Annotated in this window: 2 protein-coding genes; both read right to left on the bottom strand. The window is 37.7% G+C overall.

Annotated features, from left to right (window positions below):
- Positions 1-218: 218 nt before the first annotated feature.
- On the bottom strand, positions 219-392 hold the full coding sequence (locus tag ACFXN8_RS26420) for a hypothetical protein (RefSeq protein WP_375839303.1): 174 nt from the start codon (positions 390-392) through the stop codon (positions 219-221).
- Positions 393-1,076: 684 nt separating this feature from the next.
- Positions 1,077-1,952, bottom strand: an 876-nt coding sequence (locus tag ACFXN8_RS26415; protein ID WP_386848321.1) for a rolling circle replication-associated protein, incomplete at its 5' end; no start/stop codon positions are given.

Here is a 1,952-nt window from a genome sequence, read left to right as displayed (position 1 = left end):
AATTTTTTGATATTATTTTTCCGGTTAATCTTCTCCATATGCTGAACTTCAATGACGTGATTCATAGTGGTCACTTTTACAACATCATTTGGAGCTATGAAAACCGCGTCACCATTGCGTTTATCCATCCATTTCCCCTCAATTTTTCCTGTAATGTTTAATTAAAATCAAGTTAATAATAAAGAACCCCAAATCCGAAGTCAGTTTTTCAACAAAAATTAGCGTCCTTTTCCCAAATAGTCCCTATACAATTCCTTAATAGCAAACTCAATTACAGCATCTTTTGAAACTCTTCCAAATTCATTGTGTTTTGTAAAATGTTCGGCTAATAACTCTAGCTTTTTAAATGTTTCAACAGTAATTCGAGGTCCAATTTGTTTTTTCTCTTCCATCCAAACACACTCCTAACAAGTTGTTAACATAATTCTAACATTGGAAATAATAGAATTCAAGAACAGAAAAAAGAAGCACACTCGGAATGATATTTCGTTTCCTTTTGATTCCGAGCCTCCACCCCTTACAATCCCCAAAGGCAACCGACAAGGGAAAATTCGTCCCTTATCGGCACCTCCGGAAATTGTACAGCAAGGGGTCACTCCCAATAAAAAGACTACGACATATAAAACAGGTTTAGCTTCAGAGAAAAAGAGCATAAGGAAACTCGGTGCCACCCTAAAAAAAAGGGTGTCAAACAGGCTGTGCCTGTTGAGTTTCTATGCTCTTAGAACAGGTGCCGTTTTTGAAGCCAAAGATATAGCATAGATACCCCATAGATATAGCAGGGATATACCAAAATATCTCTAGAGATACGGGTATCTATGCTATATCTCTCTACAAGATTCCTCCACACGCTTGACGGAAATGCTTCAGCATTTTAGCACTCACTCGACAGAGTGTATAAGTGCGCCATTCGGAATTTCAAAGCTTCAAATTTCACAGAGAGTGCCCATTTATACACACCCCCTAAATCGTGGTGTGACAATGGGTTCTCGCCGGCTCGAAATCGGTTTGTCATTCTGACAAATAACCCTTCGGGAAATAAAAAAAACGGCTCCATAAAGAGGAACCGTTTTGCTTCAAAAATCACGTTTTGTGTTATACTGGAGAAACGAAATTGTGTTTTCAAAATTGTCATTTTCGACATGATAACTTTTCTCGTAGTGTGGTTTTGCCGAACCCACTACTTTTTTTATGTCTCCGAACTTCATTTCTTCCCGTTCCGGCTTAACAATCCCTTTTGATTTTCGATACATATTCATTCCGGAAGGATACATGTGCAGCCGTCCGCCTTTTAAAAATTTCTTTTCCCGACCTTCTACGATCTTTGTTTGCACCTCACAGCCCTCTGAAGCCACTTTTAAGGCTGTTTCCCTGTCTTGGACATCTTCTAGGTCTATATCAGTCAAATAAGCGCTCAAATAGGCTCCTATGTTGTCTATATCCTTTAATGACTTGATTGTTACAAATCCTAAACCCCATAGACTCCTTAATTCAGCATTTTTAATATAAATCTTATCCAAATCATTAAAGCGCATTAAAACATGACAATGCCAGGCTCCACGTCCTTGTGGCTCTACCACCGATAAATAATCTATCGAACTTTCTTTCTTGTATTTATAACGCAACCTGTCGATAAAATTTTGAAAATCACTATAAAGTTTTTTCGTGTCCGTCATATTTTTCTTGTATGTCAAAGTTATATGTAATTCATTTGGCCGTCCTATAAAATTGTTATTTATCAAATAACGCAGCTTCTTAAAGGTTTGTCTCAAAGAATTATAATTTTCCTGCCGATTTTCCGAATGCTCGAACTCCCGGATCTCCCCAGTAGAGAGGTCTACAAACCTATCCTTGTCCAATTTTTTGATATTATTTTTCCGGTTCATCTTCTCCATATGCTGAACTTCAATGACGTGATTCATAGTGGTCACTTTTACAACATCATTTGGAGC

The organism is Lysinibacillus sp. NPDC059133 (assembly GCF_042755925.1).
Lineage (GTDB): Bacteria > Bacillota > Bacilli > Bacillales_A > Planococcaceae > Lysinibacillus.
Note: the sequence above shows the minus strand (reverse complement) of the source record. Positions and strands in the feature narration are given on the sequence as shown.

Bases quoted from the DNA above. Each gene is read 5' to 3' on its own strand.
- ACFXN8_RS26420 (WP_375839303.1), bottom strand. From the start codon at position 392: ATGGAAGAGAAAAAACAAATTGGACCTCGAATTACTGTTGAAACATTT.